The organism is Paraburkholderia ferrariae NBRC 106233, from assembly GCF_000685035.1.
GTDB lineage: Bacteria > Pseudomonadota > Gammaproteobacteria > Burkholderiales > Burkholderiaceae > Paraburkholderia > Paraburkholderia ferrariae.
Map to the genome: position 1 here is coordinate 35,957 of NZ_BAYB01000050.1, position 15,521 is coordinate 51,477.

A 15,521-nucleotide genomic window follows, 5' to 3' on the forward strand; every position below is an offset into this window, starting at 1 on the left:
GGCGCGAAAGCGCGGCGGATCGGCCTGGGCGGCGCAGCGCCCAACGCTGGCAGGTTCATGGCGATGTCTCCGAATCTTGTGTGGCTTGCCGCGGGCGGCAGGCTCGTCTTTGTCGATAGCCGGGGCGCGGCGATGAAGACGCTTTCCGGTTGGTCTGGATTGTAGGTCTGTTTTTTCGAGATCTCCAATATGTGAATGTAGTGCTCATATATTGGGAATGCCGTGTCTGGCTGACCACGAGCGCCTGCGCCCCGGTTCCCGCCAAACAAAAAGGCGGTCCCCTTTCGGGAACCGCCTTCGCGTACCGCCTCGCGCCGCCCCCATCCCGGGGACCATGCGCTTACCTCCCTGCGGGCGCCTTGTAAGCCACGCAGTCCACCTCGACCTTGCAGTCCACCACCATGCTCGACTGCACGCAGGCGCGCGCCGGCGGATGTTCGCCGAAGTATTCGCGGAAGACCTTGTTGAACGACTGGAAATCGCGCGCATCGTCCAGCCACACGCCGCAGCGCACCACGTGCTCCGCGCCATAACCGGCTTCCTTCAGGATAGCGAACAGATTCTGGATGGCCTTGTGCGACTGCTCGACGATGCCGCCGTTGATCACCTCGCCGCCTTCCATCGGCGTCTGGCCGGAGACATACAGCCAGCCGTCCGCTTCCACGGCACGCGCGAACGGCAGATGCTGTCCGCCCTGGCCCTTGCCGCCTTCCGCTCCAATTCGTTTCATCGTTTTGCTCCTTGCAGATCGTTCGGCGCGCAGTACGCGACTGGCACGCCGAGGGTCAAAATTCGGGTTTGATTCAGAATGCTGAGGCTTCGGCGGCGGCTTCCGCGTCCGCCGCCGCGTTGCGCGCGCCGCGCGCCACGAAGTGGCCCGCGCGCTCGCCGGTGGGCGTGCCGTCGCGATACGACAGCACGCCGTTCACCCACACCGCATCGATGCCGTCCGCCACCTGCTGCGGCTTGTCGAACGTCGCGGTGTCGCGCACCGTGGCCGGATCGAACAGCACGAGGTCGGCGTGCCAGCCCACGTGCACCTCGCCGCGCTGCGCGAGGCCGAAGCGGCGCGCGGAAAGGCTCGTCATCTTGCGCACCGCCTCTTCGAGCGGGATCAGCGCCGCGTCGCGCGCGTAGTGCCCGAGCACGCGCGGAAACGCGCCCCACAGGCGCGGATGCGGCAGCGGGTCGTTCGGCAGACCGTCCGATCCCACCATCGTCGCCGGGTGCGAGAGGATGCGGCGCACGTCGTCCTCGGACATGTTGTGATACACCGCGCCCGCCGGCTGCAGGCGCTTGCCCGCCTCCTGCTGCGAGACGCCCCACTCCGCGGCGATGTCCTTGATGAGCTTGCCCGCCTGCTCCGGATGCGGCGTGGACCAGGTGATCGTGATGTCGATGTCGCCCGTTACCTGCTTGAGGTCGAGGGTCGAAGAACTGCGGCTGTACGGGTAGCAGTCGCAGCCGACCGGCTGATACTTGCGCGCGCCCTCGAGCGACGCCAGCACTTCGGTGCTGCGCCCCCAATTCGAAGGGCCCGCGCATTTGAGGTGCGAGATGATCACCGGCACGCGCGCGTGGCGACCGATGTGATACGCCTCGTTCATGGCGTCGAGAATCGCATCGAACTCGGTGCGCATGTGCGTCGTGTAGAGCGCGCCGGCCGCCGCGAGCGGCTCGGCCAGCGTGGCGACCTCTTCGGTCGAGGCATCGTAGGCGGAGCCGTAGGCGAGGCCCGTCGACAACCCCAGCGCGCCATGTGCGAGCGCCTCTTCGAGCTGCTCGCGCATGCCCGCGACTTCGCCCGCCGTGGCGGCCCGCTTGAGGTTGTCCATGTGGTTGTTGCGCAGCGCCGTATGGCCGATCAGCGCGCCGACGTTTACGGCCGGCTGCGCCGCATTCACCGCATCGACATAGGCGGCGAAGGTGGGATAGCGGAACGCGTCGCGCTCGCCCAGCAGGTTCATCGGGTCGGGCGGGTCGCCCTTGAGCGTCACCGGCGAAGCGCTGATGCCGCAGTTGCCGACGATCACCGTCGTCACGCCCTGGCTGATCTTCGGCAGCATTTGCGGCGAGCGGATCACGTGCGTGTCGTCGTGGGTGTGGACGTCGATGAAGCCCGGCGCGAGCGCGCGCCCGTTCGCCTCGATCACCTCCTCGGCCAGCCAGTTCGAGAGATTGCCGATCGCCGCGATGCGGCCGTCGCGCACGGCCACGTCGCGTTCGACGGGCGGCGCGCCGGTGCCGTCGTAAAGCATGGCGCCGACAATCAGCGTATCTGCGGCTTCAGGGTGCGAATGCATGAATGTCTCCTCTGGAACTCAATCGCCGAGCGGCTGGCGCTCGCCGCCGCCGCGGTGCGCGTCGAGCGTATGTTTCATGCGGCGCAGCAGCTCGCGGGTTGCCTCGGGCTGCGTCAGCGCCAGTTCGGTCACGAGCACGTCGAGCGCCATCATCATGGCGTAGCGCGACGACGACGGCTTGTAGATGAAATCGGTTTCGCTCGCGACGATCGGCACGAGCCAGTCGGCGAGCGCGGCAAGCGGCGAGGCGGGCGCCGTGAGCGCGATCACCTTCGCGCCGTAGTCGCGCGCCACCCGGCAACTGTCGAGCAGCTCGGGCACGCGCCCCGTCACGGAAAGCGCGACCACCACGCACTCGGGCGACATCGTGCTCGCCACCATGCGCTGCAGCAAACTGTCCTGATACGACGCGACCGGCCGGCCGAGCCGCACGAGGCGAAAGCGCATTTCGTCGGCCAGCGCCGTGGAGCCGCCGCCCATGCCGAACACGTAGATCATGCGGGCGCCCGCGAGCGCGGCAGCGGCCTCGGCAAGCGGCGCCTGGCGCAGCAATTCGTGATTGCGCGCGAGCGCCTCCTCGATTTCGTCGTAGACGCGCGTGGCAAGCGAGTGCGGCGCGGCTTCCGGGCTGCGCTTTGCTGCACTGCGCTTGCCGGCGCCGCGCGCGCGGCCCGCCGCGCCGCCGCGCAGGAAGCGCTCGCCCACCGCCGCGGCCTGCGCGATGCGCAGCTTCAGTTCGCGCACATCGGCGCAGCCTACGGCCTTGGCAAAACGCGTGACGGATGCCACGCTCACGCCGGCGCGCTGCGCGAGTTCGCCGATGCTCGCGCGCGCGGCGCCCGCGAGATCGTCGAGAATCAGCGCGGCGACTTCGCGCTCGGCCGGGCGCAGCGCAGGCACACAGCCCGCAATGCGTGCCACGATATCGAATCGGCCGGCAAATGCACCGGGTTCGGCGGCTGAGTTCATGGGGACGGACGAAAGACGATCACCGGGCCGGCCGCCAATCCGGAGGAAACACGGCCGGGCTTTGTTAGTAAATAACAATTCACGCGGAGATGGTACTTTGTGTACTATCTCCCGGTCAATGCCAAACCATCAGCCAGAAGCGCAATGGAGCGAATGGAAATGAAAGTTACAAACTATCAGGGGGCGACGATCGACCCGTACAGCAAGGGTCTTGGCAACGTGCCCGGCACGAGCGTGCAGCTCATCGACGCCGGACGGTTCGAATGGAATCTGCTGAACGAAGACGTGAGCCTGCCCGCCGCCGTGCTCTACGAAGACCGTGTCGAGCACAACCTGAAATGGATGCAGGATTTCGTCGCCCGCTATGGCGTGAAGCTCGCGCCGCACGGCAAGACCACCATGGCGCCGCAACTCTTTCGCCGCCAGATCGAAACGGGCGCCTGGGGCATCACGCTCGCGACCGCGCACCAGACGCGCGCCGCGTACCGTGGCGGCATCTTGCGCGTGCTGATGGCCAATCAGTTGGTGGGCCGCCAGAACATGACGATGATCGCCGAACTGCTCTCCGATCCCGACTTCGAGTTCTTCTGCCTCGTCGATTCGGTGGCAGGCGTCGAACAACTGGGCGAGTTCTTCGGCTCGGCCCGGCGCACGCTGAACGTGCTGCTCGAACTGGGCGTGCCGCGCGGGCGCACCGGCGTGCGCGATGCCGAAACGCGCCGCGCCGTGGTCGAGGCGATCGGCCGCTATCCCGACTCGCTCAAGCTCGCGGGCGTCGAGATTTATGAAGGTATCCTGAAGGAAGAAAGCGAAGTGCGCACCTTCCTGCGCGATGCCATCAACGTGACGAAGGAACTCGCCGCGCAAGGCCGCTTCGCGCGCACGCCCGCGCTGCTTTCGGGCGCGGGTTCGGCCTGGTACGACGTGGTGGCGGAAGAGTTCGCGCCATCCTCCGAAGCCGGCGTGATCGATGTCGTGCTGCGCCCGGGCTGCTACGTGACGCACGACGTGGGCGTCTACAAGCAGGCGCAGTCGCAGATCCTCACGCGCAATCCGGTGGCGCGCGAAATGGGCGTAGCGCTGTTGCCCGCGCTGCAGCTTTGGGCCTACGTGCAGTCGATTCCGGAGCCGGGCCGCGCGATCGTCGGTTTCGGCAAGCGCGATGCGGCCTTCGACGCCGGCTTCCCCGAGCCCTCGCGCCACTACCGCCCCTCGCGCGACGGCAAGGCCGGCGCGGCACCGCGCGAGATCGCGGCGAGCGAAGGCTGGGAAGTGTTCCAGATGATGGATCAGCACGCCTACCTGCAGATTCCCGCAGGCGCCGATATCCAGGTGGGCGACATGATCGGCTTCGACATCTCGCACCCTTGCCTTACGTTCGACAAGTGGCGCCAGGTGCTGCTGGTCGATCCGTCGTATCGCGTGAAGGAAGTGATCGAGACGTTCTTCTGATTCTTCCGTTCGCCCCGAGGCGCCGCCCGATGCGGCGCTCCGCGCCGGTTGCCGGAACCGCCCGCTCAGGCGCGGCCGCTCGCCTGGCGCTCCTGGCGCTCCTGACTTTGGGCCGGCGCGGCGCAAGACTCGCCGATGCGCTCCTCCATCATGCGCAGCGCGCCTGAGAGCGCGGTGAGCGCCTCGTCGGGCAGCGACATCGTGATGTCCAGAAACGCGTTGCGGCGCGGCAGGCTCGCTTCGGTGGCCGCGCGGCCGCTTTCGGTCAACCGCACGTTCGTGATGCGGTTGTCGCGCTGGTCCGCGCTGCGCGCGATCCAGCCGAGCGATTCCAGCGCCTTCAGTTGCCGCGTGAGCGCGCCCGGGTCCACGCGCAGGCGCTCGACGAGGCGCTTTTGCGACGACTCGCCCGCCTGGTCGTAGAGCGCGAGCAGGATGCGCCAGCGCGGCATCGGCATGCCCACCTGGGCCTCGAACGCCGCCATGAAGGTGCGGTAGGTCCGGCCGAACTGCTGGACGATGGCGATGCGGTCCTGAGTATCCATAGCGTGTTTCGAGTGAGAGCAGTCGAGTGCGAGCCGGCCGTCAGTCCGCGTGGACAATGGGTTCGACCTTGCGGTGCAGCTTGATGGGCGGCACCCGGCGAGTCTGCCAGATCGACACCAGTGCAATCGCCGCCGCCACCGCAATGCCCAGGTGAATCGCGCCCACGAGCGCCTCGCGCGCCGCCTCCAGCAGCGCCGCGCCGTTGTGCCCCGCATGCGCGAGGTCGCCGAGCAGCGCGGCCTGCGCGTCGCGGTTGATGAGGATCTGCGGATCGGCCAGTTGCGGCAGCCAGCGGGTGGCGTGATCGGCGTCGAGCGCGCTGCGCACGCCGCGCCCGTACAGGTACGTGACGAGCGTGCCGGTGAGCGCCGTGCCCATCATCCCGCCGATCATCCGCAGCGATTGCAGCAGCGCCGTCGCGATGCCCAGGTGCTCGCGGCCCGCCGTCTGCTGCGCGAACACGGTGAGGTTGGGCATCACGAAGCCGAGCCCGAGGCCGCCCAGGATCATCAGCGTCAGCAGGAGCGAGCGGGGCGTGCTGCGCGTTGCGATCACCACGGCGAAACACGCGGCCGCGATCATCGCGAAGCCGATATAGAGCATGAGATTGGGATTGCGGATGCGCGAAACGATGCGGCCATTCGCAATGCTGCCGATCGTGATGAACACCACCAGCGGCGTGATGACGACGCCCGCCTCCTTCGGCGACATGCCGAAGCCGCCCTGGAACAGCAGCGGCGCGTAGAAGAGCAGCGAAAACATCGTGAACCCGCCGAGCACGGCCAGCGTGAAGAGCGCGTTCAGACTCGGGTTGCGGAACATATCGACGGGCAGGATCGCCTGCTCGCAGCGCCGCTCCCACTGCCACAGCGCCCACGCGGCCGCGACGGCCGCAGCGAGCAGCCCCAGCGCGGAGAACGTCAGGCCGTGCCGCGGCAGCAATTCGACGAAAAGCTGCAGGCAGCCGAGCGCGACGGCGATGAGAAGCGCGCCGGGCCAGTCGAGGCGCATGCGCGTCTCGTGGACGACGTGGCGCAAATGCGGCAGATAGCGCCAGACGAAGAAGAGCGAGAGGAGCCCGACCGGCAGGTTCACGTAAAAGACGGAGCGCCAGCCGCAATACTGCGTGAGAAAGCCGCCCAGCGAAGGCCCCACCGCGTTGGCAATGCCGAATGCGGAACTCATGAGCACCTGCCAGCGCAGCCGCACGACGGAATCGGGAAAGAGGTCGGGGATGCAGGCAAACGCGGTCCCCACCAGCATGCCGCCGCCGATGCCCTGCAGGCCGCGCGCGATCACGAGGAACAACATGCTGTTGGCCGCGCCGCACAGAACGGAGGCGCCCGTGAAGACGACGATCGAGGCGATCACGAACGGCTTGCGCCCGTAGTAGTCGCCGAGCCGGCCAAAGATGGGCACGGTGATGACCGAGGTGAGCAGATACGACGTGGCGACCCACGCGTAAAGCTCGAAGCCGTGCAGTTCGGCGACGATGGTGGGCAGCGCGGTGCCGACAACGGTCTGATCGAGCGCGACCAGCATGGTCACGAAGGAAACGCCGAGCATCGCGAGCAGCGACTCCCGGAACGGCAGAACCTGCCCGCTTGAATGGTGGGCGGCAGTATGAACGGCCATTTTTTGATCCAGCAACAGTTGACTCGTCAAAGAATTAACATCATAGCATGGCGCAATCCTCTACACTGGGCGCTCAGGGCAGCCAGCGCGCCGGCCGCCCGGTCCGAAACCCACGCATCGCCACCGGGAGATTTATGGGGACACAGCCCGACACCACCGGCATCCCGGGCATGGCCGGGACCCTTTCCGAAGCCGATCTGGCCGCGCTGCGGCACGCGAAGCACGAGCTAGAAAGCCCGCCGCTCGGCATGAAGCTGGCCGCCATCGTCGGCGCCCCCGTGGAGAAGATGATCGAGCGGCTGCCCGCGCTCGCCAGCGACAAGGTGAACGAGGCCACCCAGGCGGCCCTGCGCAAATGCCTGCAGATCGCGCTGAAAACGCTCGGCAAAGGCGGCCATGGCGCCGCCGGAGAAGCCGGGGCGTCGGTAGCCAGGCCGAACAATCTGCTGCACAAGTTCGCCGTTGCGACCACGGGCGCCGCCGGCGGCGCGTTCGGCTTCTTCGCGCTGCCCGTGGAACTGCCGGTGACGACCACGCTGATGTTCCGCTCGATCTGCGACGTCGCGCGCAGCGAGGGCGAGGATCTCGCGCACCCGGACACGCAACTGCAATGCCTGACCGTCTTCGGCATGGGCGGCCGCTCGACGGCCGACGACGAAGCCGACTTCGGCTATTTCATCGTGCGCGGCGCGCTCGCGCAGGCGGTGTCGAAGGCGTCGTCGGAAATGGCGACGAAGGGCTTCGCCGCGCACGGATCGGCGGCGCTGCTCAAGCTCATGCAAACCATCGCTGCGCGCTTCTCGGTACAGGTGAGCAAACAGGTGGCCGCCAAATCGATTCCGGCGATTGGCGCCGTGCTGGGCGCGATGGTCAACACCGTGTTCATCGACCACTTCCAGCACGTCGCCCACGGCCACTTCACCGTGCGCCGGCTCGAACGCCGCTACGGCGAGGCTGCCGTGCACGCGGCCTACGATGCGATCGACGTCTCGCTCGACTGAGGGCCGGGCCGCGATCCGGCGACGCTTGCCGCGCCGGTGACGCGGCGCACGAAGCGCGCGGTCTGGTCGAGTGCGCGCCGGGCCTCCGGCATGAACGGCGCGAAGATGGGCCAGACGTGCGGCAGACCGGGGCCGATCTCGCACTCCACGCTCACGCCGGCGGCACGGGCCTGCCCGGCCACGCGCAGCGTGTCGTCGAGCAGCGTTTCCGTGCTGCCCGCCAGTATGAACAGCGGCGGCAGACCGCGCAGATCGGCATACACCGGCGACGCATAGGGATGCGTCGCGCTCTGCGTGCCGAGATAAAGCGGCGCGACGCGGGCAAACACTTCGCCGCAGAACATGGGATCGCGTCCGTCGTTGGTCCGGATCGAGGCGCCTGTCGATGCCAGGTCGGTCCACGGCGAATAGAGCACGGCGCCGGCGGGCAACGCGTCGCCCGCGTCGCGCAGCGCGACGAGCGCGGCGAGCGCGAGACCGCCGCCCGCCGAATCGCCGGCGATCACGATCGATGCCGGGCGGTGTCCGCTCGCCACTAGCTGGCGATACGCGGCCAGCGCGTCGTCGAGCGCCGCCGGAAACGGATGCTCGGGCGCAAGACGGTAGTCGAGCGAAAACACGTCGGCCCCGGCCCGGTGGGCGAGGCCGAACGTGATCGCGCGATGCGTTTGCGGCGAGCAGAAGTAGTAGCCGCCGCCGTGCAGGTAGAGGATCGTGCGGGCTTCATCGCGGACTTCACTGCGCGGTTCACCGGGCGCTTGCGCCCTGCGTACGAGCCATTCGCCGCGCAAAGGCGCATCGCCGGCGGCGTAGCGCTCGCGCAGATCGAAACCGGCGGGTGGGCGCGGCGACCACACCCGCTGCGCCGTGCGCGCCCGCACGCCCGCGACATCGACCGGTGCGCGCGTGGCGGGCAGAAAGTAGCGCCGCAAATACCAGCAGATCAGCCTGTTTTGCCAGCTCATCGGCCCGCCCTCTCACGCGCCAGGGGCAAGACGCCCGTGCAGCCCCATCAGTTGGCCGGCAACACCTGGCCGCGAATTTCGCCGGACGGATTCTGCTCCGTATGAATATTGAAGTACCACTGGCCGGCCATGAGATCGGCGGCCTGCTTGTCGTCGAGCGTGGCCGCCCCCTTGATCGGGCTCGCCAGATCGGACTTGCCGATCGGCACCTGCACCTTCGCGTTCTGCCCGACAGGCGCGGGGCCGTGGAAGTGAGCGGCTGTCACGGGGCTCGACAGGTCGGCGTAAGTGATGGTCCACCGCAGCGACTTGGTGGACGTGTCGTAGGTGGCGTCGAGCTCGCCATGGCCGTGGCTCACGCGCGGCGGGACTTCGCTGGACGGCTGGAGATTGGCCTTGAGCGCGACGGTGTCGGCGAAAGCGGCACTCGAAGCGAGAACACACAGGGCGAGAGCGAACTGCAGCGGACGAAGGGCAATCATGAGAATTCTCCGTTGTTGTGGTGCGCTGCATCGTCTGGCCGACGCGGCGCACCCACATGCTAGAGCAAATCCCCGGTTGGCGTCCGATGCCTTCCGTGACGGGAAGCCTGTCGAAAGGCAAAGCGGGAGCGGCGCGCTTCGAGATAGTCAAAGCGCATCTTCCGCATTGATTACCGACACTTCCCGTAATAGTTAATTGATGGTTTTTGTCTCGATTTTTTTCGAGACAGTGACTAACCTACGAAGTGCGAGAAGTGACTCTTCATCGAAGGGTCTCCAAGCTTGAACGCGGCTTCGGCCGCGTTTTTTTTTCGCCTGCTTCCGGCAGCCGGAACGCCGATCATGGCAGCGAATTCACTGCGCAGGCAAGCATTGCGATGGGCTTTTCGATATCGGCCTGGAATCGTGCCGCCGTGTGACGGTTCATGTGACGGCGCCAGGTCTCCTGCAGGCCGAGCCCTCGCTTCGCCAGCCGAGACCCGGCACCCGGATCGGCACGACGCAAGGGGCAGGTGCCGCGCGGCACAGTAACGCGTCCGCCTCCAATTGCCCAGATCGTCTATTTAATAAGTTATGCCATTCAATTACAAGCTCGCCTGATTTCATCCCGTTGCCTTCGGGCGGCTCCGTAATCGCGGACTTTCGGAACCGCCCCCTCCCGACAACAAGCGCCTATACCGCCGCCCGCGAAGGCGCCCTCCGTTCCTGTGCAGCCGTCGTGCGCGGAACCGGCGAAGCACACGCACCAGGAAAGACCCGCCACGCCAGGGCGGCACATGCGGCGGCCGCGACCCACACCGCGGGCCACGCGAACGCGGACAGCAGCAGGGGAATCGCAGAAGGCGCCACCCAGAAGGCGATGAACGCCCCCGTGTTGCCCATTGCGAGCGCCGTGCCAACGCGCCCGTTGCCGGCCAGCGTCGCGAGCTCGGTAAATGCGACACCGTGCCAGGCCGACGCGCTAACGCCGCCCAGGACCAGCAGCACGGTCAGCGGCACGATGAATGCCGCCGCATCGCGCGCGCCGTGCCCCGTCCATGCCGTGAGCGCGGCCAGCAGCGCGAACAGTACGACGGTGATCGCCGCACAGGCGCGCAGGTAGGCGTGACGGTTGCCGTGACGGTCGGTCCAGCGGCCGCTCCACACGCGCATGACCGCAGCGCCGCCCTGCACCGTTGCGAGGGTCGCGCTGACCGCCACCGTGCCCGCGTGCCCCACGTCGTGCAAGAAGATGCTCGCAAACGAGAGCACGGCCACCTGCGGCATGCACAGCGCCGCCATGCCCAGCACCACGCGCCACACGGGCATGCTGCGCAACGGGGAAACGGCACGCGCTGCCGCCATCGTCGGATTCGCCGGATTCACCGGATTCGGCGCCCCGTCTGCATGGTCCGCCGCTTCGGGCTCATGCAGCCAGATAATGGTAAGGAATGCAGACAACAGACACATGGCCGCCAGGACGGCGTACACCCACGCGAACCCCGCGTGCATCGCCACGACCGGAAGCAGCAGCGCGCCGATGCCCGCGCCCGTCGGCACCGCGGTCTGGCGAATGCTCATGGCAAGGCCGCGCTCGCCGGCACTGAACCACACCATCACCGCCCGCCCGCTCGAACCGTTGACGCTGCCGCCCAGCAGTCCGATGGCGAGCAAGCCTGCCGCCAGCGTCGCGACGGCGGGCACCCGCGCGCCCTCGGGCGATCCCCAGCAGGCCATCGCGAGCAACGCCGCCGCGGTCGCACCGAGGCCCGTGAGCAGCACGCGCCGGTCGCCCCAGCGGTCGGTGAGCAGCCCCCACGGCAATTCGCTCAACACGATGCCAAGGCCCAGCATGCCGAGCACGAAACCCAGTTCGCCGTTGCCGATCCGGTAATCCGAACGCAACAGCACCGCCGTCGCGGGAATGCCGGCGAATGCCGCGGCAAAGCTGGCATTGGCGGCAACGCCGACACCCAGTACCTTCCAGCGGTGGCCAGCACCGCGAACCGTAATGCGCTTCATGACAGCCTCCAGAAAAAGATTGACTGAAGGCATCGTACGAGCGCAGCATCTATCGGAAAAGCAGGAAATTCCAATCAATCAAATCGGAAATTCCGAATCATGAATGCACGTGGTTTCGATCTGGCGCAGCTTCGGACCTTCATCGCCGTCACGGAAGCGGGCAGCGTGTCGGGCGGGGCGGAGCGCGTGTTCCTCTCGCAGTCGTCGGTGAGCGAGCAGTTGAAGAAGCTCGAAGAGCGCATCGGGCAGCCGCTCTTCACGCGCAGCAAGCAAGGCGTCGCGGCCACCCCGGCCGGCGCGAAGCTGCTCGAGCACGCGCGCCGCATCGTCGCCCTCTGCGACGCCGCCTACGACGACATGCTCGGGCGCTCGCTCGACGGCGAACTGCGCCTCGCCATCACCGACTACTACCGGCCGCACGACGTGGCGGAGATCCTGCGGCGCTTCGCGAGCCAGCATCCGCGGCTGCGCCTGCACGTGACGGTCTTGCCGAGCGCCGTGATCGACGGCAGCATCGACGACAACGCCTACGACATCGGCCTGTCGCTGCGCATCGTGGACGATTCCGCGAAGCGCCACGCCACGGGCGCCGACGCCGGCGGCATGACGGGACGCAGCACGGTGGTGCGCCGCGAGAAGCTCGTCTGGGTGGGCGCCACGCAGACGCTGCGCGAAGACGGACCGCCCGCGCCGCCGTTTCCGCTCGTGCTGCTGCCCTCCACGTGCCAGTTGCAGCGCTATGTCGTGAAGCTGCTGGACGCGAAGCGGATTCCCTACCTGATCTCGCACTCGGCTTCGGGCGTGGCCGGGCTGCAACTTGCGCTGAAGGCGGGGCTCGGGATTTCGTGTCTGAACGAATCGTCGCTGGGGGCGGGGCTGCTCCCATGCCCGGCCTCGCTCGGGCTGCCCGCACTGCCCGCCGCCGAATTCCATCTGCTGCCCGCGCGGCCCGGCGAAGCCGAGCACGTCACCAACGCACGCGCGGCGCTTGCCGATCTGCTCGGCTGAGCGCCGCGGGGACCGGGACGCGGATAAGCGGGCGCCGGTCCCGGCGCCCTCGCCCGGTCAGTTCCTATCAGTTGCCGGTAAGCTCCGCGAAGCGCTGCAGATCGACGTTGCCGCCCGAGATGACGATCCCCACGCGCTTGCCGCGCACGTCCAGCTTTTGCGAGAGCACGGCGGCGGCTGCGAGGCAACCGGTGGGTTCGACCACGATCTTCATGCGGCTCGCGAAGAACTTCATCGCTTCGACGAGTTCGGCGTCGCTCACCGTAACGATCTCGCGCACGCGCTCGCGGATCACCGCGAAGGTGTCGTTGCCCAGGTGCTGCGTTTGTGCGCCGTCGGCGAGCGTTTTCGGCGTTTCGATATGCACGATCGCGCCCGTCCGCAGACTGCGCTGACCGTCGTTGCCCGCCTCGGGCTCCACGCCGATCACCGTGCAGGCCGGCGCGAGCGCGTGCGCCGCGGTCGCGCAGCCGGAGAGCAGGCCGCCGCCGCCCAGCGGCACGAACAGCATGTCGAGCGCCCCCGCTTCCTCGAAGAGTTCCTTGGCTGCGGTGCCCTGCCCGGCCATCACGTGCGGATGATCGTAGGGCGGAATGAGCGTGAGCCCGCGCTCCGCCGCGAGACGCTTGCCCAGCGCTTCGCGGTCTTCCGTGTAGCGGTCGTAGAAGATCACCTCGCCGCCGTAGCCGCGCGTCGCCTCGACCTTGATGGCCGGCGCGTCGTTCGGCATCACGATCACGGCCTTCACGCCCAGCAGCTTCGCCGAAAGCGCAATGGCCTGCGCGTGGTTGCCCGACGAGAACGTGATCACGCCGCCCGCCCTCTGCTCGGGCGTGAACTGCGCGATGGCGTTGTAGGCGCCGCGGAACTTGAACGCGCCCATGCGCTGGAAGCTCTCGCACTTGAAGAAAAGCTCGGCGCCCGTGCGTTCGTTGGCCGTGGTGGAGGTCAGCACCGGCGTGCGATGGGCGATGCCGCGAATGCGCTCGTGCGCGGCGACGACGTCTTCGAAGGAAATCGGCAGGGTACTCATGATCGGTCTTCCGTGGGCAGGTAGGTGTAGACGGTCGAACGCGCGACGCCCAGCGTGCGCGCCACTTCGGCCAGCGCGTGGCGCAGGTTGAGATGGCCGCTTTCGGCAAGCTCGCGCACCGCTTCGCGGCGCTGCGCGAGCGTCATGCCGATGGGCGTGGTGTTGCGCGCGGCGGCAAAGCGTTCGAGCGCGCTGCGCACATCCTCGCTCGCGCGCGGGCCGAGCGATTCGGCCACCGGCGCCGCCGCGCCGGTGCGCATGAGCTGGCCGAGGCCCGCCGTCACGGCGCCGAGCAGCGAGACATCCATGTTCAGGCAGATCGCCGCGACGTACTCGCCCGCGGTGTTCTTCAGGCCGATCGAGGTGCTCTTCACCGGACGGCCATCTGGAAACGTGTTGGGATAATTCGGCACGACCTCGGGAAAGCCTGGGTCGGTAATGCGCGCGAGGCCCAGTTCGGTGGCGGCGTCGCCGACCTGCCGACCGGACAGGTTGTTCGCGATCGCGACGACGGAATGCTCCGGCTTGGCGAGATCGTGCAGCACTACCTCGACGAGCGGCGCGAGCGTCTGGCCAAGCGCCTCGACGATCTTGCGCCCCTCGCGCAGGAGGAGCTGGTTTTCGCGGGCGGACGGATGAGGGTGGGCGGGTTTGGCCATGAGTGACATTTTGACGGTTTACGACAAAATGTCAATTTCTGGAGGGCGGGCCCTCTACTCACAACGTGCCAATAGCAACCGGCGCAACCGACGCAACCGACTTCTCACTAGTGGGAGGCAGCAGGCGTTATTTACAGCGCCGGGTCCCGCTCCCACCATCCTCGCTTCATCGCTGCCTCCAGCATCCCCAGGGTCAGGGAGTGCCCACCGAGCGATTCGCGCGCCTTTGCACTGAACGGTGACTTGAGCGCAGCCAGCAATACCTCGCGCTTGCGCATGTTCGCTGACGGTACATAGCAGGCAACGTCGAAGTCCCGCAGATCTACGTGGAAACGCTCGCCCCATGCCCGCATGGCCGTCACGATTTTGGGCGGCTCCCAATCGAGGTCATGGTAGAGATCCATATCCCGGGTTAGTTGTTCGTCTATGTTGAACGCTCCGGGAGCGCGTACTTCACGTATAAACCGCTGGAGTTGAAGCCACGCATCGTCCATTACAGTCGGTCCTCCTGCTTCCACACGTCGGTTGTATTTCACGACTGTTTTGTATCCGGTTATTCCCACGTCGGCAGCGGTATCCGTTCTCCTGAGACTAACCCCGTGTCGGATGGCCCCAAAATTTAACGCGACATCCGCGGTTCCGCCTATCACGCAGATACAAAAGAAGAAGGCCGGATAAACCGAACGTAACCATTTGATTACGTTTAGTTTTCCGGCCCGGATTTAACAGCCGATCAGCAGGTTCTGGTTAGAACGGAATATCGTCATCCATCTCGTCGAAACCGCCGCCAGCCGGCGCGTTCGAACGGCCGCCACCACTGCCGCCGCCGCTCGCGCGCGGCGCACCGCCACCGCCACCGCCACCCGCCGCACGGCCGCCGCCGCGCTGCTCGGCCGGTTGACGGCTGTAGCCGCCGTCGTCGCCCATGTCGCCGCCGCCCATCGAGGCGCCGCCGCTGCGGCCGCCCAGCATCTGCATCTGGTCAGCGACGATTTCCGTCGAATAACGGTCCGTGCCGTCCTGCGCCTGCCACTTGCGCGTGCGGATACGGCCTTCGATATACACCGACGAGCCCTTCTTGAGGTACTCCGAGACGATCTCGGCAAGGCGGCCGAAGAACGACACGCGGTGCCACTCGGTCATTTCCTTGAAGTCGCCCGACGCTTTGTCCTTGTAGCGGTCGGTCGTGGCGAGGCGGATGTTGGCCACCGCGTCGCCGCTCGGCAGATAACGCACTTCCGGATCGGCGCCGAGATTGCCGACGAGAATCACCTTGTTCACGGATGCCATACAAATCTCCTGTGTATTCCGTTGCGAGGAGCGGCCGCGCGGCGCGCGTGCGGGCCGTTCGTCGCCGCGCGCGGACCGCCTCCGCGAAAACTGTTCGACCGATATCAGGCGCGCTTGACGGGCGCCTTCATACTGGCCGCGATTATAAGCCAGCAAAACACCAGCCCAGAGCATGCA

Annotated in this window: 15 protein-coding genes; 3 read left to right on the plus strand and 12 right to left on the minus strand. The window is 67.2% G+C overall.

The features are described from left to right. Window positions 1-340: 340 nt before the first annotated feature. The 3 genes from BFE01S_RS33895 to BFE01S_RS33905 form a co-directional block, all read right to left on the minus strand. Window positions 341-730 carry a RidA family protein gene (locus tag BFE01S_RS33895; RefSeq protein WP_028229318.1) on the minus strand — a complete coding sequence of 130 codons (390 nt, stop codon included), beginning with the start codon at window positions 728-730 and terminating at the stop codon, window positions 341-343. 73 nt (window positions 731-803) lie between these two features. Continuing rightward, entirely contained in the window at window positions 804-2,303 is a 1,500-nt protein-coding gene (locus BFE01S_RS33900; RefSeq protein ID WP_028229319.1) for an N-acyl-D-amino-acid deacylase family protein, read from the minus strand. 18 nt (window positions 2,304-2,321) lie between these two features. Further along, a complete protein-coding gene (locus BFE01S_RS33905) occupies window positions 2,322-3,272 on the minus strand; it encodes a MurR/RpiR family transcriptional regulator (RefSeq protein WP_028229320.1) in 951 nt (316 codons plus the stop codon). Between the two features lie 159 nt (window positions 3,273-3,431). Between BFE01S_RS33905 and BFE01S_RS33910 the strand changes: the two genes are divergently transcribed. Beyond that, window positions 3,432-4,724, plus strand: coding sequence for an amino acid deaminase (locus tag BFE01S_RS33910; protein ID WP_028229321.1), 1,293 nt, complete (start codon window positions 3,432-3,434; stop codon window positions 4,722-4,724). Window positions 4,725-4,789: 65 nt separating this feature from the next. Here the strand turns inward: BFE01S_RS33910 and BFE01S_RS33915 are convergent, their stop codons facing one another. Then, complete coding sequence (locus tag BFE01S_RS33915) at window positions 4,790-5,269, minus strand: MarR family winged helix-turn-helix transcriptional regulator (RefSeq protein WP_028229322.1); 480 nt, start codon at window positions 5,267-5,269, stop codon at window positions 4,790-4,792. 40 nt (window positions 5,270-5,309) lie between these two features. Next, a complete protein-coding gene (locus BFE01S_RS33920) occupies window positions 5,310-6,905 on the minus strand; it encodes an MFS transporter (protein ID WP_028229323.1) in 1,596 nt (531 codons plus the stop codon). A gap of 134 nt (window positions 6,906-7,039) precedes the next feature. Here BFE01S_RS33920 and BFE01S_RS33925 point away from each other — a divergent pair, with 134 nt between their 5' ends. Next, window positions 7,040-7,906 (plus strand): EcsC family protein, encoded by an 867-nt coding sequence (locus BFE01S_RS33925; RefSeq protein ID WP_245621265.1) that lies wholly within the window; start codon window positions 7,040-7,042, stop codon window positions 7,904-7,906. Here the strand turns inward: BFE01S_RS33925 and BFE01S_RS33930 are convergent. The 3 genes from BFE01S_RS33930 to BFE01S_RS33945 all read right to left on the minus strand — a co-directional run bounded on the left by BFE01S_RS33930 (window position 7,876) and on the right by BFE01S_RS33945 (window position 11,354). Beyond that, entirely contained in the window at window positions 7,876-8,871 is a 996-nt protein-coding gene (locus BFE01S_RS33930) for an alpha/beta hydrolase (protein WP_028229325.1), read from the minus strand. The two genes, BFE01S_RS33925 and BFE01S_RS33930, sit on opposite strands and share 31 nt — an antisense overlap. A gap of 47 nt (window positions 8,872-8,918) precedes the next feature. After that, on the minus strand, window positions 8,919-9,353 hold the full coding sequence (locus tag BFE01S_RS33935) for a CHRD domain-containing protein (protein WP_028229326.1): 435 nt from the start codon (window positions 9,351-9,353) through the stop codon (window positions 8,919-8,921). Between the two features lie 672 nt (window positions 9,354-10,025). Next, entirely contained in the window at window positions 10,026-11,354 is a 1,329-nt protein-coding gene (locus tag BFE01S_RS33945; protein ID WP_028229327.1) for an MFS transporter, read from the minus strand. A 99-nt stretch (window positions 11,355-11,453) separates the two neighbouring features. Here BFE01S_RS33945 and BFE01S_RS33950 point away from each other — a divergent pair, with 99 nt between their 5' ends. Then, window positions 11,454-12,362: a LysR family transcriptional regulator gene (locus BFE01S_RS33950; RefSeq protein ID WP_028229328.1), complete on the plus strand. Its 909-nt coding sequence runs from the start codon at window positions 11,454-11,456 to the stop codon at window positions 12,360-12,362. A gap of 67 nt (window positions 12,363-12,429) precedes the next feature. On the opposite strand, the gene BFE01S_RS33955 is transcribed toward BFE01S_RS33950, so the two are convergent. From BFE01S_RS33955 to BFE01S_RS33970, 4 genes are all read right to left on the minus strand, one after another. Further along, complete coding sequence (locus tag BFE01S_RS33955; RefSeq protein ID WP_028229329.1) at window positions 12,430-13,395, minus strand: threo-3-hydroxy-L-aspartate ammonia-lyase; 966 nt, start codon at window positions 13,393-13,395, stop codon at window positions 12,430-12,432. Next, window positions 13,392-14,054: a helix-turn-helix transcriptional regulator gene (locus tag BFE01S_RS33960; protein ID WP_042339630.1), complete on the minus strand. Its 663-nt coding sequence runs from the start codon at window positions 14,052-14,054 to the stop codon at window positions 13,392-13,394. Before BFE01S_RS33960 ends, BFE01S_RS33955 begins: the two co-directional genes overlap by 4 nt. A gap of 131 nt (window positions 14,055-14,185) precedes the next feature. Then, on the minus strand, window positions 14,186-14,548 hold the full coding sequence (locus BFE01S_RS41315) for a DUF1493 family protein (protein WP_042339633.1): 363 nt from the start codon (window positions 14,546-14,548) through the stop codon (window positions 14,186-14,188). A 253-nt stretch (window positions 14,549-14,801) separates the two neighbouring features. Then, the gene (locus BFE01S_RS33970; RefSeq protein ID WP_028229331.1) at window positions 14,802-15,344 is read right to left on the minus strand and encodes a single-stranded DNA-binding protein; all 543 of its coding nucleotides are present in this window, start codon (window positions 15,342-15,344) and stop codon (window positions 14,802-14,804) included. Between the last annotated feature and the right edge of the window lie 177 nt (window positions 15,345-15,521).